The organism is Paenibacillus sp. UNC451MF, from assembly GCF_000686845.1.
Lineage (GTDB): Bacteria > Bacillota > Bacilli > Paenibacillales > NBRC-103111 > Paenibacillus_S.
The window spans coordinates 149318-169543 of record NZ_JMLS01000001.1 but is presented as its reverse complement, the minus strand read 5'-3'; the positions used below and the strand labels follow the sequence as shown (position 1 = coordinate 169543).

The following is a 20226-nucleotide window of genomic DNA, read 5'->3' as shown; positions in this document are numbered from 1 at the left end:
CTACTCCTCCTGCTGCCCAGACGCCTTGCGCAGCTCGTTTGCTAATCGATGAAAATCCTCTTTCCCATCAGCGTCATTTGTCGCCGCGTAGCCCGCCTTCATAAATCCGATGAGCTTATTAGCATCGCCAGCACTCAGCATATAATTAGCAGGAACCGTACTCCACCAGCCTTCTTGTCCATAAGAATCATTCAGATCGATGCCAATCCCGTTCACAACGATATCGTTCAAATATTGATAAATGTTAGCGACCGTGGACTTCTTGCCTCCACTCCAAGCATAGGTTTGCCAAAAGCGGGAGCAAGCTCCTGCACTATATACTGCTTCTACGACTGCATACGATCCGTATACTCCTGTGTTGTACCCTGGAGTAGCGTCGCTTGCCCCCTTAATATATGCGATGACTGTAGACATCTGAGCTGGAGTGGCGTCAAAATCCACGGCAAAATAAATGGTGCTTCCCTCCAGCTGACCCATCTGTGCTGCTAAAGCCAACGCCGTTGCGCCATCCTTCAAGCCCGCGCTTCTCCCTCCTAACGCCCGGTCCGCAGTCGTTTCAAATACAGAAACGATTTGCAATCCTGCATCGCAAATCGATTTAACTTCCTTCGTGGTCAACGCCTTCCAACTGGGTGGAACGAGATAGCGAGCCACAAACACATAGCCATCTTGTTTAAATGCCGCGGCCGTACTATCCGTCAGCGGTGTCGCGCAATCGAATCCTTTGGCCATATCATATCTGCTCCCTTCATAGGCTGCTTGGCGCAGCTCTTATAGTACAAAATATGCACAAAGAGTCGCATAGTCCTCCTTCGAAAGCCCTACTATAAGGAATCGGGCGTCTCGGAAGCTCACTCTTGCCGATGATGTAGGGGAGGTTCATAATAGTAGTAAAAATCAAAAGAGGTGTGTGAAGTGTATCAATACATAGATCAGCAATATACGGAAATTGACTTCAGCCATAAAGATTTGCGAGAGGGTGAGCTCCGCAACTGTACTTTTACCCGATGCAGATTTAAAAGCACCCTTCTAGAGGAAATGTGGTCAGTAGGCTGCCAATTTACAGATTGCGATTTTACCGGCGCTCAGCTTAACGCTTCGGTTCACAATGGTTCGGCTTTTACTAACTGCCGGTTTACGGGAGCTAATCTGTTTGTCGCCAAATTTGAGGAGTGCAAAATGGTGGGATCTGATTTTTCCGAATGTAACCTTGACGGTATTACTTTGTTGCGTGGCGATTGGTCCTATACGAGCCTTCGTCATAGTAATCTGAGCAAGCAGTCGCTGCGTGGAATTCGTTTTGTAGAAGCGGATTTATACGAATGCAATCTGGAGAAATGCGATCTTCGGGAGGCTGACCTGACGCGGGCACAGCTTGGCAAAGTGCGTCTTCAAGGCGCGGATTTAAGAGGAGCCATACTCGATGGGGTGAATTTCAAATCGTTTGATGTGAAGGGGGCCCGAATGGATACGGGACAAGCTATTGCTTTTCTGCGGTCTTACGGAGCCAAGGTGGAATAAAGGGAGAAGAATTAAGCTTCTTCTCCCTTCTAACCATTATGGAATCCGTTGGGCTACATAATCTATATCCAGCCAATCAATAGTGTTATCTTGGTTCATATCCGCACGCTTTGCGGAATTCCAGTCAGCGCTACCTGTTGTCGAGCCGTACACACCTGAAACAATACCGAGATCTCCAATATCTATAACTCCGTTTCCATCTACATCGCCATTTTTTGGAGACAAGACAGAATCGTGGAACGTTTGCAGCGCTTGGATTAGATCATTAGACAACCGATCGATCTGTTCTTGGGTCGCTTGTACATCCTCCAAAACAGCTTGTGCCGCACTGATCGCTGATAATAGCAACGCCTTGGCCCCCTTAGGATACTGACCTGCATCAGTACCTTCCAGGGAATCGTTATATGCAGTCTGAGCATCTGTAATAGCACTCTGCAAAACAGACCTGTTAATCGATGGGGTCTGACCCGAAATAGTCACCACAGCGCTTCCTTGGACATTAGAGCCATCCAAAGCTCTGGCAACGACCTTCACAGTACCATCCTTCACCGCTTGCAGCAAGCCAGTACTGCCGATCGCTGCTTTATCAGTAAGTGTTACCCCATCTGATTCATACACGCTCCAGGATACTGTACGGTTTGTAGCATTATTCGGCAATACAGCTGCCTGCATTTGCAAGGTGCCGCTCTGAACTGTAATCTCATTTCCGCTCGCGGAACTAACTGAAATTGAACTTACAGGTAGACTAGCCGCTTCCGGTTTGGCACTTGCCTGTAGGGATGGAGCGCTCTCGAGCTTATCGTTAGCTGCTGTGATAACATAATAATACGTTATACCATTGATGACATTCGAATCCGTGTAGGAAGAGGAATATACATTGCCAGCAACCGTTGCAAATGACCCTCCCGATTGGGTTGAGCGCTTCACTTTATAATAAGTTGCTCCTGTAACCGTATCCCAAGAAAGTCCAACCGATCCGTCTCCCGCATGGGCCAACAAATTTGCAGGTGCATTAAGGAAATCGGATGAAGACTTAGTGATAGTAACATTATCGAACTGAACCGTTGCTGCCGTGACAGCCAAGCCTACATTAAGAGACGAGGAAGACAACGTGTTCGCAGTATCCGTCTGAGTGTAGTACTGAGTATAACTCATACCATCTGCTGAATAGGAGCCTCTGTAGATGTTTCCCGCCTTTTCCAGCTTCAAATAGATCGGAGCATTAAAAGTACCGCTTGCGCTGGATCCAGTTCCTGATGAGGAACCAAAGCGCTTGTATGATGTAACTGTGCCTGTAACGGTCGGTGACACCGCTATCGGCCTATAGATGACGGAGAATGAGTCCGAGTCATTTGAAACCCCGTCCTTGACCATCAGCATCGCACGATTTTCCGTATTCATCGTTGAGGAGCCCGGCTCGATGCCAACCGATACTACTCTCGCCGTCATCGTAAAGTCGCCTTCTACGGGCACATAAACGAAATAGACCGTGTCTCCGCCTTGCGCTGTACTTTGCATTTTCCCCCGGCGAGCCGCAATATCAAAGACTCCTTGACTGTAGTTCACACTCTCTTGACTGACAAAAGCAGTCGAACTGGAGCTCATTGCCCCGTTCATCGTAGTGGCCGTCCAACTGGCGGGCAGCGTATTTGCCAAAGCCGTTGGCATTGCCGCCAGAACTCCCAGCTGCAACATGACCAAAAAGGCAACCATAAGGCGCAGCAAATTCTTGTTGAAAATGCCCTTCATAAAATTCCATTCCCCCTGCCGGCAAAATGTGCCGTTCACCGCTCACTTCAGCTAAAAATGAGCGGCAAACATTTTCCTTTAATTTATAAATTGTTCATATTGGAGCATTCGTTTTAGTACGACCACAGCCTCTGCACGTGTCGCTGATGCACCTGGATCGAAGGCAGAGGACGACTTGCCTTTCATAATGCCTGCTGCAATGGATTGAGCCGCAGATTCCCGCGCCCATGTACTTATCGAAATGCGGTCTTCGAATGCTTCAAGTGACTTGAGATCAGCCGTTGGGAGCTTACCTGCTGCTTTCATGGCACGACTCATCATGGTTGCCATTTGTTCTCGAGTGATGTTCTCATAAGGGGCAAATTTGTCGTCCGATATCCCATCCGCAAGTCCCGCTTTGATTGCTGCTCCTACCGCTCCCGCAAACCAATCCTTGGTGGACACATCGTGGAATGAAGTGAACTCCGTCTCGGTCAAACCAAGCCCCCGAACGAGCAGCGCAGCGAATTCAGCTCGCGTAATGGTTTCTTCCGGCACGAAATCGCTATCCGTCCGACCGGAAACTATGAGTTTGGAGGCCAGCAATTCAATATCCTGTCTAGCCCAATGCCCGCTCATATCGGCAAATGTTTTGGAGTGCTCAACTAGAGCGTATATGCTGTTACCAGGCCTTCTCATTGTCGCTGTGGTTTTTTCTCCAGAGGTTTTGAACGTCGTAGGAACAAACTTCATAACACCTGTAGCTGGATCAAACAGTACGCCTGTTGATTTTCCGCTATCTAATACGGATGCAACTTCAATACTTCGTGAAACATACGTACTGCCGAACTCATTGGCGGTTATCGTTCTTCCGCCACTCTCAGCCATAATGGTAAAATCGAACCCTTCAGTTAACAGCCTAAAGCCGTTTTCACGAGCGCTAGCCGTCAATTGTTGTGCTGTTGCCCCGCCTACTTTTTCAATAACGATACTGATCTTTACATCCTTCAACTCCGCCTGGAGAGAATCCGCCCATTTCTTCAGGTCCAATACCAGTAATGGCAAATCATATACAGCTTCATTGTAATGGATGGATAGAGAGGCATTACTAAATAGACGTATGAGATCAATTAGTGCAAGAGCAGGAAGGTCTACCTGAACTACATCTTGTTGGCTGCTAGCTTCAATAATTATTTTGTTCATAGCCGCAGGATTAGCCTTGAGCGCCTCTATCGCATTGGCAATAGTATCCGCCGTTAGAGTAACGACAGCTACTGACCTCCCGTCTGCATTTATCCGCTGTGTTGTATTGTTAGCAAGAACGCGGACTCCGTCGCTGCTGCTCTGCACTTGAGGCTGACTGACTGCCGCACTCCCTCCACCGCGTCTACCGCTGCCGCCAGTGCCTGGATTCGATGGATTGCTCCCGTCACTGCCAATGACAACGGCTACCGAGTTGGCACCGGTCCATTTGTTCTCAATCTCTTGTGAAGAGACCGCTTTCACACTCACCAGCTTTATCGAAGCAGTGCCGGGAGCTGCTGCCTTGAACGTTATACGGCTAAGATTTACAATGCCGCTTTCTCCCCCAACCCCTTTGCCTACCTTTGTATAAGCAAAGGTTAAGCTACTGCTCTTAATAATCGGCCCCATTGAAAATCCGCTGCCAGGCATTGTGTTCTCAATCTCTTTAAACTGCAGCTTAGATTCGTCAAATTCAATTACGGCTTCGTAACCATACAAATCGACCATACTTCTGCCTTTTAAAGTTAGGGTTATATCCCCATTTAGTTCACTCGTACTCGAGCCTGCTTCCAATGAAAAATCTGAAGCCGTACCCGCACGGATCTCTTCCGGCAGGACCGGCCACACCAACACCAGCATGAGCAAGAAGATCCAACAACGTAGAAGTCTGTTCACCGAGTCCATCCTTTCTATCTTAGAAAATCGGGAGAAAAGCGTTTGCTTGATACCTTCCTCTTTGAAAGGCTCTGACCTCACGCCTCTCCCGCTTCAAGTCCTGCTGCTATTCAATCAAGTTCGCTACATGAACGAGATCCGTAATATCAATAGTTCCGTCATGATTGAAATCCAAGTGCTCATATTGATTCCATTCCTGGCTGTCGGATTTCATTCCATATTTCCCCGCAATAATCGCCAAATCGCCAATATTAACGATCAAGTCATCATTGAGATCTCCGTCAACTGGAGCATATTTCTTCGCTTCGAATGCCTCTATCGCCTTGTTCAGTTCAGCAGCTGCGCTATCCAGCATCTGCTGCGTCGCAGCCGAATTGCTCAGAATCGCATTAGCTGAGTCGATCGCAGACTGCAAGATAGCTTTAGAGCCTGCCGGGTAATATCCCGCATGCATGCCTTCTACTGCCGAATCATGCAAGGCTTTAGCGTTGTTGATCGCTTTCTGCAATTCATTCGAATTCACTCCACCTACATGAATCTGGATAGAAGCGCTGTTTGGCTGTACAATCTGGCCGCTGCTGTTTGCAAGCTGGACTAGCTTGGTGGATACAGCTGTTGAAGCAGGCTGACCTAACGCTTTGGCCTGCCAAATCAGCTGCAATACGGGACCGTCTGAGTTAACGGCTCCGGCCTGCCCCATACTAACTGCGATGATTCGCACTTCACCCGGTACATCCTGCTTCACTCTTACGATGGACAAGTTCTCCTTGGAAGGCTTCGCCGACACAAACTCAAGAACGCTGTCATCATATTGGAACGTTAAGTCCTGCGCATAAATCGCATTAGAAACGTTCACACCACTCAGCTCATATTGAAGGGTCAACGGCTTCCCGTACTCAACCTGCTGGATTCCGTTCAGCTTCACTGTAGGAACAGTCGATGGCGAAGAGCTCGGCGTGGCACTCGCTTGATTCGAAGCGCTGCTTTCACCTGCGGCATTATTAGCCGTAATGACGTAATAATAGGCGACGCCATTTATCAAGTCCTGATCCATATAAGACGTTCCAGTCAATTGACTTGCAATTGTCGTGTAGCTTCCTTCGCTAGACAAGCTTCGCTTCAATGAGTAGCTCGCCGCACCGCTTACCGGGTTCCAAGTCAAAGCAATCTGCTTGTCTCCTGCAGCAGCCGTCAAACCGGTTGGAGCAGCTGGCACTTGAGGAGGTGCAGGCGTATTGCCTTTAGCACCAATATCCGTACCGCTAGGCGTTCCAGCGCCTTTCATATCGCTGTTGGCCGCTAGTTTAAGAAAGCTGCCCACGTTTGGAGAGCCATCCGCATTGCGTGTGACCGTTGGGGTCAGACTAACGAAATCCTCATTACTCGCAAGCAATCCTTTGGCATTGGTGCTTTTCTTGTTCTTCCACCATACGTTAGAGCTGTCCACATCCGTTCCAGACGTTTTGTCGCTGGCTGTGCCTTGATAAGACAAGTTATTCGTAAACACATGCGTTCCTGAATCAAAAGCAAAGTTCGATTCGCCATTAGCCCAGGATGTATTATTGGTTAAATGGATGGTGCCCGGATTGCTGTTAAACGTGAATCCGTGCTTTTTGTTCTGGTAAGCGATGCTATTTTCCACGATGTGATCGACTTTGATTTTCTCACCGCCAAGCTTGAATCCATTCCCATCGCTGTCTGTCGTCGTACTGCCTTCTGAGGTTTGACCGTTATGATGAGAGATGCTGTTCCGGATAATGACGGGATACGTCGCTCCCGTGTCCGTCTTCGTGTAAAGATCCCAACCGTCGTCGGTATTGTAAGCGGCTATGCAGCCATCGAATACGTTGCCCGGACCGATCGTCAGCTTAGCGGCAAAGCCGTCCGCATCCTCTCCGTTATCGGGATCAAAGTTATCATGGGAATACACATTGATGATCTCGTTGTAGCTCGGCCACTCTTCTCTGCCGACAGTGGAGCTGTAACGGCTAATTTGCAAACCGGTATCTTTATTGTGATGGGTCTCCACATTCTCGATACGGTTATAATTGCCGCCGATAAAGATCCCGTTATCTCCGGCACCCTTCACTTCGATGCCATACACAAACCAATAGCTTCCGAATATTTGCAAGCCCCGCATGGTCGAATCGAATGCTTCTGCCGAGAAATCCATAACCGGCTTCTCCGAGCCGTAGGCAACAAGCTTTTTCCTGGCATCCGCAGTACCGCTGTTATTACGCTCGATAGTAACCGGAGCGGAATAGCTGTAAATGCCTCCGCGTAAGTAGACGGTTTTGCCTGCACCGATTTTCGTCAAAGCGGCAGTCAGTGACATGGGACTTTCTACCGTGCCCGCATTGCTATCCTGGCCATCCGGGGATACGATGATATCTCCTTCAACCGGATTCGGCACCGTTACTTGCGCCGGGGTGGCGCTTACTACAGTGGAGCTCACGCTCTCACCGGCTGTATTGCTGGCTGTTACGACATAGTAATAAGTAGTTCCGTTCGTAACGTTGTTATCTGTGTGTGTCGTAGCTGTAACATTCGTAGCAATCCCGGTGAAAGGGCCGCTTACGCTCGTGCTTCGCTTAACATTGTAGGAATCTGCACCCGATACCGCCACCCAGGCAAGTTGAACCTTGGAATCGCCTGCACTTGCGCTGATAGAACCAGGTGCAGAAGGTAGATCAACTACGATTACGGGAACTGCGCTTACTTGAGGTGAGTTCACACCTTCTCCAGCTGCATTAGAAGCTGAAATTACGTAATAGTAAGTCGTTCCCAATGTTACAGTGGTATCTGTATAATTAAGCCCCGCTGTGGCAGCTATGGTCTGATATCCACTTCCATCTACCGTGCTGCGCTTAACACTATAGCTGGACGCGCCACTAACCGAATTCCATTGCAGCGTAATTTGTCCGTTCTTCGTCGTCGTTGCTTTAACACCTCCAACCGCTGCAGGAATCTGTACGCTTCCGCCACCTGATGAATAGCCGGAGGTAAGCATCCAGTTCTCTTTAGACCACAGCAGTTGACCTGCACCTGCTCCCTCATTGCCTGTCAGACGAGAGATCAGAGTGGAAGGATCGTCCGCTGTGTAGCTGTATGGCAGATCCGTCATTCCGCTCCACGAAAATTCCAACGGAGGGGCTGGAACCGGAGTCATCGGGCTGTCCGGGGTATTGCTGTCCCCTTGAAACACCTTGCCATCCATGGAGTAGATCGTATTTTTAGCTAAAATTTTGCCGGTGTATTGTGACTTCACTGGATCGACCTGGTTATTCCTCATCGGATAGAACACGTCGATGATGTGAGAATTCTCGACGAGGACTGCACCGCCCTCAGTAGAAATAGCACCGTTGCTCGTTATACCGAAATGATAGCCTTTGGAGGAAATAGCAGCCGCTTGCGCGTCTGAAATCCGCTTTTTGGCTTCCCAGTTCCCAGCGCTATCCATCACTATGTTGTAAGCGTGTACATTTCCTCCTCTTAGACGAGGCATCCGATCCTGCATATCCTTGTAATAGTTATGATGCAACGTAACCTGGAGGTTCGGGTTCTTGGAATCAAATTCTGTCGCCCCTACTAAGTGTTGTTTCTTTTGGCCTGCTGATACAGCGATAATATCATCGGTGCTCAGGCCTTGATCCCGCAGAAATTTATACATCGTGTAGCTTGACGGATTTTGTTCCAGGAAGTTAATTTGCTGTGTGACCCAGCTATTCGCGCTTCTGTCATCGCCCTTGAACAGTGACCATGAAATCGTCACGCCGGATGAACCCTGCTTGACATCAATTCCACCATCATACGATTTATTAAAGGTACAATGGTCGATCCATACCTTGGAATCGTCCTCTACTGTCATGAAGTCCCAATCATTTTTATCATAATCGCCCTTGGACAGCTCGTCCCACTCCCACAGTTCATCAAACTCCAAATTGCGGAAAATAAGATTGGAGCTGTGCTTGACCGTGAAGCCGGCATGCTTGATTTTGGCCCCGTTAGCCGAAAAGATCGTCATATTGTTGACGGTATCAATGTAGATCTTACTAACGCCTGTCTCCAGTAGAACCGGATGGGTTTTCGGTGCAATATTAGCCACGAACAAGGAACCTGCCGCCGTCTTGGCTTCAGCCGGGATCTCATTCCAGCCCAAGTTCAAATCGTTCATAATCTCGACGACCTTATAGCCGTTCTTGCGATTGATCGCTTTAGCGAAATCCAAGGCGTTGTACACTTTAATATATTTGGCGTCCGTCTCCGGAATGCTGCCGCCACCCGTATTGCCGCTCGAAAAGCCTGTGAGATTATACTGCTCAACCGGAGGCGACTCGACTGGCGTTGCAGTAACTGAAGCGGATGGAACGCTCTCTCCATTGCTGTTCACAGCCGTTACAGCGTAATAGTATTGCGTGTTGTTGGTAAGGCCTGTATTTACGTAGCTGTTCGTTGTAACTCCCGAAGCAATGGTGGTGAAACTTGATCCATCCGTACTCCGTTTCACGTTGTAGCTCGCGGCCCCGTTAACGGCATTCCAGAACAATGTCACTTGACCTTGTCCAGCTGTAGCCTTTAGCCCAGCAGGAGCTGAAGGCGGAGGAGACTGGACCGGTACAGCCGTCACTTCAACCGAATTGCCGCTCTGGCCTACTTCATTCACGGCAGCAACGACAAAGAAATAGGCCTTATTGTTGGTCAAGCCTTTTATCGTATAGGCGTTAGCTGTAACACCTGCAATATCCGTATAAGGTCCACCGCTTACCGTACCATATTTGACTATATAGCTCTCAGCTCCGGTAACAGCATTCCAGGACAAGCTTACCTGTCCGTTCTCAGGAGCTGCCGTTACCCCGCTAGGCTGAGCAGGCGCTTGTGGAGCTTGCGGAGTAGCCGCAGCTTCGTTCGAATCCGCACTAACAAGCCCGTTCATTGAGGCGGTGACGACATAATAATAGGTCACACCATTAGTGACTCCCTTGTCTTGGTAAGCCGCACCATTCAACCCAGTGGCGATTTCCGTATAAGAGCCTCCACTCGTCAGAGAACGTTTGACCGTATAGCTCATGCCGCTGATTGCGTTCCACGACAAGTCTACTTGTCCGTTACCCGCAGCTGCAGCCACTCCAGCCGGCGCGGAAGGCCGAGAAATCTTGGTGTATACCTGCAAATTATCATAGTACATGCTGGAGGTTTGCGTACCTGCCGTATAAGCCTGAAGCTGCGCTACTTCTGCAGGCGCTGCTGCTTCCGTGAAGCCCCATTGCCCTGCCGAGGTGTAAGTGCCTGTTGGGCTCGTGCGCACGAATGATTCCGCTTTTTGCGCATTTGTATCGATTTCAATTTTGAAATGATACCATCTATCCTTTTCATAATTAGGGACAACCTTTTTATTGGAACCGCTTACGTATTGGGATATATTAACTCCGGAATCGCTTAGACGAAGCTCCACCAAAGCTTGTCCGCTACTATTCTCAACCCTCATAACGCGGTAGTTGGTTGCATCCGCCCCGTTCTTATCTGAGCGCCAATCGAACTCCACCGTCACTATTCCCGTAGCCTTGGAAGGCAGCACCCGAATGAATTTGGTCGTTCCTGTACCCGAATCCAGCATATGCAGCAGCTTCCCGGTCTTGTCATTGTTAATCGCAGCGTTGGCTATATCTCCTGCCCCGATAATGCCGACATCATTGGTAGCCGTCCCCGGACTAGGGCTGATAGTATAGCCTTCCGCTTCCAATCCTGCTCGCCCTGAGAGCGCTTCGTAATCGTCATTTGCGATATTCGTTGTAATAAAATCCCCGTCTGCAGCGAATGTTGTTTTAATTAATGAAACGGAGCCAAGCTGCAATAAATTCAAAGCCATCGCAGCAGTCAACATGATGCTAAGTAGTCGCTTTACTTTCATCCTGTACCCCCATTAAGTAATAAATGATTTGCGTATTGCTCATTTTTTGGACCTTCTAACACTGTTTCTAACACCATAGCAACAAGCCGCCAACACCCCCTCATACGCTCTTCAAGTATCTTGTAGCTGCACAACTTGACCGATTTCAGTTAAATGCTACTATATTTCGAATAATCATTAGGTTACATCTATGAAATATTTACCAAAAATGCAGCCGTCTTCCGTACATGCTGAACAAATGATTATCCTTCGTACCGTTTATTAATCAAAATTAAAATAGAAAAAAGGAACCCACAGCCTATAAAGGCTTAAGTTCCTTTGGACAAGCACTTCAACATCCTATTCCTTCTTGGCTACCCGGATTCGAAATGTTTTCAATTCGTATGGTGTGAAAAAAGCTCGGAAATGTTGGTCTTGATGTTCCACTCTTTGTCCTTCTCGTTCAAGCAGATTGACTTCCTCTACCTGCCCGAGCGTAAAATGCGTTGTAAAGCCGACCTCGCCCCGTTTTCCCGCATACTCGTAACAGCGAACGATCCAGTCGTCCGAGTCCTCCGCTCGTTTAATAGTATCGATAACAACATGATCACCGCTGCAGCTAATAAAGCTGAGCTCAGCTGGAAGTGCCTCCTTTCCGCTTTTCCCCTGATTAGGCAATGCCATTACGGTAACGGGGATGTTCAAACGATGTGCTTGCTGTACCGTCCCTGCGCCGAACCAATCTCCTTCATGTGGCAGCAGTGAATAAGTAAACGTATGCTCGCCGAGGTCGCAAGTTGGATCTGGCATATTGGACGATTTGATCAGCGTTAGCCGCATCACGTGATCCCGCACATCATGACCGTACTTGCAATCATTCAATAAGCTGATGCCGCATCCCCGCTCGGACAAGTCGATCCAACGGTGCGCGCACGTTTCAAATCGGGCGAAGTCCCAGCTCGTGTTCCAATGGGTAGGACGCTGCACATTGCCAAACTGGATTTCATGCGTGGCCGCCGCTGCGCGAACGCGGACCGGGAAAGCAACCTTCAGCAGCTGCTCTCTCTCCTGCCAATCGACCCATGTGGAGAAATCGATTCTTGGATTATCCGCATATAACGTCATATCTTGCTTTATCACCGTTTCTCCATAATGCCATACACAACGAATGACCGATTGCAGCGAGTTATGTTCAATAACCTCCATCGATTGCAAATCTGTGATCGCATACTGCTTTTCATAGTAAAAAATATCGATCTCCCAGTTATCATGAGCCGTAGGCTTATCCTCGTGCACGTCGAAGTGATTGGCAACCTCTCCATCAGCGATCAATTCACGCTGGCTTCGTTTGTCGTACAGCCTGCTCAGCTGTCCAGCGGCATTCCACTCGATTTCATAAAATGGTGTCGCCGCACTCCGACTGCCAAGATCTATGGTCATTGGCTTCTCCGACGGTACGTTCGTAGAGCTTTGATTCTCATGGTTCTCCTCACTTGATCTTTCCGCCACATGAAAGGTGGTGTATCCCATGGAGGGAATCGACTTGACCCTTATCCGCAGCGTATCTCCCTGTGCCCCTCCCTCTACACGTACTGCCAACAGCTTATTGCCCGCGCTATCCAGGAACTGTTTGCCTGCATAGCTTTCCTCCCAAGGCAGCTCAATCAGCTCATCCCGCTCCCATGGCAGTGTGTTGACGATGAACCAGCCCGGGTCATTGCGACTTTGAATGCCCGCAGCCAGGCTCTCCAAGCTCCCTTGGAGCGATTGATCCGCCAGCCGCTCCGCTTCTGCGTACTCTACATGACAATCCTCATACACCTCAGGAATAGAGGAGCCTGGTAGTATATCATGAAACTGATTACGCAGCACGATTTTCCAGCTCTCGTCTAGCTGTTTTTTGGGATAAGCTCCAAACCCTGCAGCCGTTCCTATAAAAGTGGAGACGATTTCCGCATCGCGCAGCTTGTTTTCCATGTGCCGATTCATCTTTTTCACATACGCTTGGGAGGTATAGGTTCCTCGGTGCAGCTCCAAATACAATTCGCCGTCCCAGCGATGAACGTAACGGTCCGTCTCCTTCACTCTTTGCTCCAACTGACGGAAAAAGCTATCCGCTCGTCCCGTCGTCACCTTCGGAAGTCCCGGCATTTGCTCGAGCCTTCTGCGCATTTCCAGCATCGTCCTCGTCGGTCCGCCACCGCCATCTCCCCATCCGAAGGAGAGCAGCAGCTCGTCATTAACCTCTTTATCACGATAATTGTTCCAAATGCCGTTCACAGTCTCCGGCAGTACTTGACCATTGTAGGTATAAGACTTAGGGAAAGCATCTTCTTTCATACCAGGGTCCGGTGTTGTAATATAGTGCGTTAAGATCTCGCTCCCATCGATGCCACGCCAATAAAACGTATCGTGCGGGAATCGATTGTAGACGTTCCAGCTGATTTTCGTTGTCATGAAATAACGCAATCCGCTTTTTTTCAATATTTGCGGCAGTGCCCAGCTGTAGCCGAACACGTCCGGCAGCCATAAGTATTCGCACTGTACGCCGAACGTCTGCTCAAAGTAACGCATGCCGTACATCAGCTGACGCACAAGGGATTCCCCTGACGGTATATTGCAGTCCGATTCCAGCCACATCGCTCCAGCTGCTTCCCAGCGACCTTCCTTCACGCGCTCTTTGATGCGGGCGAAAAGTTCCGGATAATCCCGTTCGAGATCATCGTACAGTTGGGGCTGCGTTTGCAAAAACGTATACTCGGGAAACTGCTCCATTAAACGCAGTACGGTGGAGAACGAACGGGCCGCCTTCTCTCGTGTATGCTTCAGGCGCCACAGCCAAGCGACGTCGATATGGGTATGGCCAATGCAGCGGACGGTTACTTCGTGCAGCTTCGGAATTTGCTCCAATTCATCCTTCAGCCTGTGGTTCGCTTCGCTCACACTCTCATAGAAAGCAGCGCTTCCCGGGTATCGGTATTGGATTAATAAGAAAGCGCGGTCCAGAGCCTTGAGAATAGCTTGTCGTTCCCATCTGCTTTCGTGGAGCAGTTTCACCGTTTGTAGTGCAGCAGTACCTGTAAAATACAGATCGTCAGCCTCAGTTTCTAATACGGCTAAAGACGATTTTTGCAGCTGATGCCATTGCTCGACTCGCCCCCGTCCGCCGCTTAGTCCGCTCCATACTTTAAACAACAGCTCGACCTTCTGACCAATTAGTTCCTTTGGGAAAAAAACTTCCTTATGATTCGTGCCGACGCCTTGAAATGGTGAGCCATTAAGATAGAGCAGCGACTCAAACCCCCAGTTATGCCCATCGCCCGTTTTGCCAAAATCAAACAAGCCGAGCACAGCTCTACCCTCCCACTCCGCAGGAAGAACAACTTCCGTTTTGAGCCAAGCCGTGACGTCCCAGCCTCCCCATCGTTCTCCTATCGATATTTCGCGCCATTCGGCATCTTCCGGTGGAAGGGCAGCGACTTCCGCTTGCTCATCAATCCAGAAGCTGTATTTCGGAATGGCTCTCTCGTGGTTATACCGAAATTTATCGAATTCGCGCAGTCTTCTTGCCAGTTTCTCATATGCTAACAGCATCAGAACACCTCCATTAGTACATCTTGTTTTGGTCGCTTTTATAACTTATTCATTAAGTAAATAGTGCATGATAGTCCTCTTCCTAACTAAGGTACTGATTTTCTCCAGCAGGTTTAGTCTCTGTTCCCATAAGCTTTGTTTTATCCGTATGCCGTAATTCACGAAATTGTCCCGGTGTCATTCCCTCCAGCTTACGGAAATAACGAATAAAATTTTGTGGTTTATTGTACATCAGTTTTTCCGAAATCTCGGTTACGGTCATATCCGTTTCCACCAGCAGCTTCTTCCCCATATGCAGCCGATGCCGGGATAAATATTCGCTGAACATAAACCCAGTTTCCTTGCGGAATACGCGGCTGATATACTCCGGATGATAATTCAGCTTGGCAGCACAAATCTCCAGAGTCAGCAGAGAATCATACTCCTGATGAATGATCGCAAGCATATGATCCGATATTTTCATGTATAAAGACTCCCTGCGGTATTCGATATAAGCTATAAGCGGGCGTATCAAGGTCGATTGCAGCCAACCCGTAATTTCTTTGCTTGATTTCAAATCCAAGATTTCGTTCACCATCGATTTATGCTGTGGAATCAAGTTGTTCATGGTACCGCCCAGCTCCTGAATGAACTTCGTCAAGTCGACCAGCAGCCGCAGCAGGACCAGTTGAAACTCCTGTTGACTGATCGCTTTTCGTGTCACAATGGCCATAAACTCATCCAATAGCTGATAGCATTTGGGCTCATCCAACAGCTTGATGTGGTCGATGAGCTCACTCACGATTTGCTGCGGATACGTAACAGGCTGTTCCATGACTTCAGGATGCATGTCATCAAGAAACAGGATGGATTGCTGCCCAAGTCGTATACCGTAGGACAGTGCTTCCTTCGCTTCCTTGAACGCTTTGAGCGCATCGCTCAATGTTAGGAACAAGGGGCTTATTCCCATGCTGATGCTTAAATGCAAGTACTTATCGACAGATTGCTGTATCGCTGATGCCCATTCGTACGCTTCGGTTTTAAAATTGCCAGGATGACCAGCATTGGCATAGCTCCCAATTACAGTGATCTGAACGTCGTTGATCACGACTGGATTGAGCCTAAGCTGCTTTGGAATCAACTCCCCTGCCATATTGTTAATGGCAAAAAGAAGCAGGTCGCGGTCCCGATCCGTATAGTTCGTGCCTTCCAGCGTATCGATGCGTACGCAAATGATCCGCAGCTGGTTCCAGCTCACCAGCTCTTTAGCTACAATCCGGTCCGCAATTTCCTTGTAGCTTACGGCCCCTTGCAGCAGCTTATGCACAAAAAAATCCCGCAGCTGCTGCCGCATATGACTTTCCTTCCCCATTAACACGTGCATGTTTTTTTCAATCCAATAAAACTCATCACTTTTTGCAGAATAACGGGGCATGTCGGGAGATTTCAGAACAAGGTCGTACAGCTTGCGAACCGGACCGTAAAGCCGGCGAGTTCCTTCAAAAGATAAAATAAAGATAAGAAGCAGCACAGCCAAGCTTATCGTTATGGTAACCCAGCCTATGCCTCTCGATTCTTTCGTAATCTCATCAATATTCGTTCTATTGACGTAGATCCATCCGTTATAATTCGATTTACGATAAGTGATCCCATAATGGTTATCATCGGATTGGAATTGGCCTAACTCCTGATTGCTTCCCTTGATCGTATCCAAGAACGCTTCCCCGGACATGTCTCGTCCTACCAGCTCCGCATTCCGTGCCGCGATAATCCGGTACTGCTCATCCAGCACATACATTTCGCCCGGTTCACTGCCTTTGGGGATCATTTTATTCAGCTCCTGACTTGGCAATACAGCAACAAAAAGTCCTAATGGAGTAAAAGAGTTGATAGGAATCGTTTTGACAATGGCCATATTCCATAATCTCGGGCTTTGCTTTTCCACAAAAGGCGACTGAAATACCGTCCAAAAAAACAGCTTCCCGCTGCTGGCATACTCGGAGAAAATGGGCTGCAGCTCGCTTTCCTGCAAGGATTGTTTGCCGGAACTGCTTAGTATCCAATTCTTTTTAAAATTGACTAGATAAACATCCGATAAACCGAACTCATACAGCTGGAGCCGGTACAGTGACTGCATTAATTTGTCGTAAACTAAATAGTCTTCACGCCAAAGCTCTTGCTCCATTGCATCGATGACTAAAGGTGAGTTGGTTATTTGTGCTTGCGCGTTGTCCACCATTTTGAGCTTTTGTTCAAAACGAAGCTGTGTTTGCTCGACCATTCCCATATCGCTTCGATGCGCCTTGTCTAACAAAAGCTGAGAAGACTTCGTGTAAGAGAAAGTACCCAATGTGATAACAGGAATAAAACCGATCAGGATGCAGAACAAAAACAATCGTTTGAAGTAATTAAAACGGCGGTTTTTCATCGTTCACCTCCAACTCACCCATCAATCGCAGATTGGAAAGGACCTTCCCATTCATTATCTCAAGCTCAGATTAGAATTACTGGGCAAGCTCCGCAAGCAACTCATCCGGTATGTGCGCCAAATACACGTTAGGAATACCGGATACGTCCGAATTGTATACGACCATTTTGCCATCCGGACTGAAGGAAGGATGAGGATGCGTCCACTGAGGATGACATGACGAGCTGTTAGGATAGCATAAGACTCTGTGTTTCTTCGTGGAAGTGTTCAAAATGTGAATACCATGGTCGGGCCAGTTCGTATCGGATACCATCCATTGCCCATCCATGCTGCATGACCCGTGCCAATAATGCTCCCCGTTCACGAACATCTCTGGAGCTTCCTCCAGCTCAGCCATCACAGCAATGCCTTGATACTCCTTCTCTAAGTTACTCATGATCCGCTTGCTTCCGCCGAGCCACATCCAATGTCCGTTGCCGTAAGGCAGCTCCAGGGGACGCAGGTTGCTGCCGTCACGGTCTATAAGCCAAATGTTGCGATTATGCTTATCCGGTCCGTACTGGAACGCAATGACCTTTCCCTCTGTCGGCTCGCATTGGGTATGAGTGATATCGGGATGCTCAAAAATTACTTCAGCTTCCTTGCCATCCGTCGAAAATCTCGCGATGCCTCGATTCCCGTTTTTCAAAGTGGCTTCTACATAATAAAATTGATCATCGTAGGTCATACTCGCGCACTCGGCATCCGAGGTCAGGGCATCTAAATAGCTGATCGTATCCTCTTCGTATGTTTTCATGGATACCCTGCGGAATTGTCCGTCGGTGACGTAGTACAGCCATTCACCGTCGTACGATACGATAGCTCCCCTCACGTTCGGACTGTCTGTCAGCTGTACCATTCCCCGCCCGTCTGTGTTTACTTTGAATACATCCACCTCTGAATCACGCTGAGCATACCGGTACGATTTGAAAACCAGCGTCTTGGAATCCGGTGTGAACGCATTGATATGAAAATAAAATTTGGAGTTGACGGTTGGGAAAGCCGTTAATTTCGTAATGTTGACTCCTGTTTTGTCATCTACAAAAAATTGCCTTTCAGATGGATATTCCTGTCCTCTTGCCATCTCTACACTCTCCTCTGCCTCGTTAGTCTATATTCTCTTGCAGCTTGCTTCGCTCTGATTACCATTCTTGTACAATGCAGTTCATCCTCCAAAGATATGGGCATTACGGCTCTACCCAGCAAGCTTGAAATAAATGAGTCCAAGTGGCTTACCTCCGGCTCGGATGTATCTATAGGACCTAAATCGTCATTTCCTATGACTAGTCTCGTGCGAGAGCCGCCGTCCACACTTTCCATAAAGCCCTTGCTGCCAAAAATCCGCAAGTGCTCATTGCCCCAGCTGCCAAAGCCCAACGGATTCAGGTAATTCGCAACAATGACTGCCACACCGCCGTTCTCTAGCTCCATCATCATACTGGCAGCCATATGAAGGTCTCCATCGCTACAAGGATTGCCTGTCTTCGTTTCAATAGCAAATATGTTTTGGATGGCTGTGCAGGCGACATGCTCCACGAACCTGACGGCATGAATTCCGTTTTGCCCGATTAATCCGCCGTCTATCGCTTCATCCTGCGGACGTCCTTCGTGATAGGGGTACGATTTTTGAGCAAATACTTGTATTACATCACCGATCCCTCCCGATTGGATCAATCGGCGCATAGCAAGATACGGTTGTTGAAGGCCCGTTCCCGCCATTTCCCGAAACTGGCATCCGGTTTCATGCATCTTCCCCAGTATCCGGTCCAGATCCGCCTCGCTCATAGCGCAAGGCTTTTCGGCGTAAACATGCTTTCCCTTGGACATACAAAGAATGGCCTCATCAGCTTGAGCTTCTCTTCGCGGTGAGCATAGCGATATGACCTCGACCCTATCGTCGGCAATCATGTCCTCCAGCGTATCGTAATATCGTATTTCCGTATCTTGCTGCTGCTCCTTCATTAACCACTCTCTGTCCATGGCAGCAACCGCAGCGACTTTGGCGTCCGGATGAAGGTTCAGCTCTCGATGAATCTGATGTCCCCCATTGTTTCCGTAGAGACCGAATCTGATTGTCATACTTCCTCCCTATACGACCTCAACCTTACCGGATTGGTCCGATCTTCTCATCGCCTCGATAACCTTAAGCCCCTCCACTATATCCCGGATATACTCCTCTTCATTGACCTGCCTCTTCTGGACTGATTCATAAAATACATCCCACTGATAACGGCCTGAATCACCAGTAACCTGAATTTCCTCCGTCCTTCTTTCACCGTTTGACCGATCTCTTGTGACCAGAAGCAGTTTGACCGCTTCACCGTCCTTCACAGGCATGACATCGCAATAAAAAGTGCCGTGTTCATAGTTCAAAATCAGCGGCCCTTTATATCGTTGAGAATCATCTACGCAAAAGCTTCCGAATATGTTGGCTAGTGCGCCATTCTTAAACAGAATGCTTACCTGCGAATTATCGACCGTAGGCCTCCCGGTTAGCAGACGTGAGCTCATAGCAGATACTTTATGTGCGGGACCGAGCAGTCTGATCATATCGTTAATAATGTAGATGCCAAGCCTGAATATGGGAGCAACCGGGCATCGCTCTGGATCATCGTACCACCCGCCATCTGGCTGCTCGCGGTAATTAACCCAGATATCCGAACGGCAGCCCACAGGAATGCCCAGATCGTACTTCTCTACCCATGCTTTAATGTATTGGAGCATATCATGGCCTACTGGACCCGGTGAGTTCAGATGAACCACCCGCTTCATGTCCCTGGCTTTATTCAAAATGTCCCAGGCCTTCTGAGGGTCCAACTCAAACGGCTTTGTAGTCATAACATCCTTGCCGGAGCAAATGATTCGATCTATGAGCTCCGCTCTGCCTGCCGGAGGCGTGAACAATCCGATCACATGAACATCCTGATCTTCAAGCAGCTCGTCGATGGAATGATAGGGCTTCACGCCATACTTCAGAGCACAGTGGTCAGCCTTGGAAGCATCCGTATCACAGACTGCATGTAACCGGAAGTAGTCTCCTCCCTTCCCCGCAAGCAGCTCCTCAATGACAGTCGAACCAAACCTTAATCCTACAATGCCGATATTCATTCTCTCCATACTACCGGTCACC

The 20226-nt window shown here is 48.6% G+C and carries 10 protein-coding genes; 1 reads left to right on the top strand and 9 read right to left on the bottom strand.

Going from position 1 to position 20226, the window contains the following annotated elements; genetic code table 11:
* On the bottom strand, positions 1–732 hold the full coding sequence (locus tag BP97_RS0100765; RefSeq protein ID WP_028547403.1) for a DUF1906 domain-containing protein: 732 nt from the start codon (positions 730–732) through the stop codon (positions 1–3).
* 183 nt (positions 733–915) lie between these two features.
* Between BP97_RS0100765 and BP97_RS0100760 the strand changes: the two genes are divergently transcribed.
* Positions 916–1521 (top strand): pentapeptide repeat-containing protein, encoded by a 606-nt coding sequence (locus BP97_RS0100760; protein ID WP_028547402.1) that lies wholly within the window; start codon positions 916–918, stop codon positions 1519–1521.
* Positions 1522–1557: 36 nt separating this feature from the next.
* Here the strand turns inward: BP97_RS0100760 and BP97_RS0100755 are convergent, their stop codons facing one another.
* The 8 genes from BP97_RS0100755 to BP97_RS0100715 all read right to left on the bottom strand — a co-directional run bounded on the left by BP97_RS0100755 (position 1558) and on the right by BP97_RS0100715 (position 20213).
* Positions 1558–3270 carry a dockerin type I domain-containing protein gene (locus BP97_RS0100755; protein ID WP_028547401.1) on the bottom strand — a complete coding sequence of 571 codons (1713 nt, stop codon included), beginning with the start codon at positions 3268–3270 and terminating at the stop codon, positions 1558–1560.
* 78 nt (positions 3271–3348) lie between these two features.
* Positions 3349–5169, bottom strand: coding sequence for an S-layer homology domain-containing protein (locus tag BP97_RS38540; protein ID WP_197035391.1), 1821 nt, complete (start codon positions 5167–5169; stop codon positions 3349–3351).
* 106 nt (positions 5170–5275) lie between these two features.
* Positions 5276–11077 carry a pectate lyase family protein gene (locus BP97_RS40880; RefSeq protein ID WP_231506179.1) on the bottom strand — a complete coding sequence of 1934 codons (5802 nt, stop codon included), beginning with the start codon at positions 11075–11077 and terminating at the stop codon, positions 5276–5278.
* Positions 11078–11416: 339 nt separating this feature from the next.
* Positions 11417–14650 (bottom strand): alpha-mannosidase, encoded by a 3234-nt coding sequence (locus BP97_RS0100735; protein ID WP_028547400.1) that lies wholly within the window; start codon positions 14648–14650, stop codon positions 11417–11419.
* 82 nt (positions 14651–14732) lie between these two features.
* Complete coding sequence (locus tag BP97_RS0100730) at positions 14733–17057, bottom strand: AraC family transcriptional regulator (protein ID WP_028547399.1); 2325 nt, start codon at positions 17055–17057, stop codon at positions 14733–14735.
* A 76-nt stretch (positions 17058–17133) separates the two neighbouring features.
* Entirely contained in the window at positions 17134–18180 is a 1047-nt protein-coding gene (locus BP97_RS0100725) for an oligogalacturonate lyase family protein (RefSeq protein WP_028547398.1), read from the bottom strand.
* Positions 18181–18182: 2 nt separating this feature from the next.
* Positions 18183–19175 carry a Gfo/Idh/MocA family protein gene (locus BP97_RS0100720; RefSeq protein ID WP_028547397.1) on the bottom strand — a complete coding sequence of 331 codons (993 nt, stop codon included), beginning with the start codon at positions 19173–19175 and terminating at the stop codon, positions 18183–18185.
* Between the two features lie 9 nt (positions 19176–19184).
* Positions 19185–20213, bottom strand: coding sequence for a Gfo/Idh/MocA family protein (locus BP97_RS0100715; RefSeq protein ID WP_028547396.1), 1029 nt, complete (start codon positions 20211–20213; stop codon positions 19185–19187).
* Between the last annotated feature and the right edge of the window lie 13 nt (positions 20214–20226).